We start from the raw sequence: 423 nt of genomic DNA, 5'->3' as shown, positions 1-423 counted from the left end.
TTCTCGTCCTTTTCCGAATTTCTCGGTCATGGGCTACCCCCGTATTGGCGGTCGCCGAGGTGAGCCGTCGTCTCGTGGTATTCGGCCGGTTCGGCACACCTCGGGATTCTCCTAATGCGGCGGTGGCCGAAATGTCCGTAATCCGAGATATGGCCCTGTTCTCGGGCAGGGCAGTGTTCGCCTGGCATGATGAGCGCAATACATCCCCCGATTGAGGTGACGTCGAACGACTTCCGGGGGCGCTGCGATTGCCTTACACTTGCCGGAAACAACGGCGTCCGTCTGTGGCGCCCCCAGGATCCTATTGATTAGCGGGCCAACACCGACCTTTTGCGCGGGGCGCGAAGGCTGAAAGGATCTCGACCTATGGCGGAACCGAGCACGACGGGAGCGCGACGCTGGCGTTGGGCGACGTCCTATCGC

At 61.7% G+C, this 423-nt stretch carries 1 protein-coding gene; it reads left to right on the top strand.

Features of this window, described 5'->3' with window-relative positions; genetic code table 11:
- A partial coding sequence (locus CDV44_RS28275) for a hypothetical protein (RefSeq protein ID WP_212677119.1) occupies positions 1–215 on the top strand: 215 nt, incomplete at its 5' end.
- Positions 216–423 lie beyond the last annotated feature (208 nt).

The sequence above is a fragment of the Pandoraea sp. PE-S2R-1 genome (assembly GCF_002179865.1).
GTDB lineage: Bacteria > Pseudomonadota > Gammaproteobacteria > Burkholderiales > Burkholderiaceae > Pandoraea.
The sequence above is the reverse complement of the archived record's forward strand: the minus strand, read 5'-3'. Positions and strand labels throughout refer to the sequence as shown.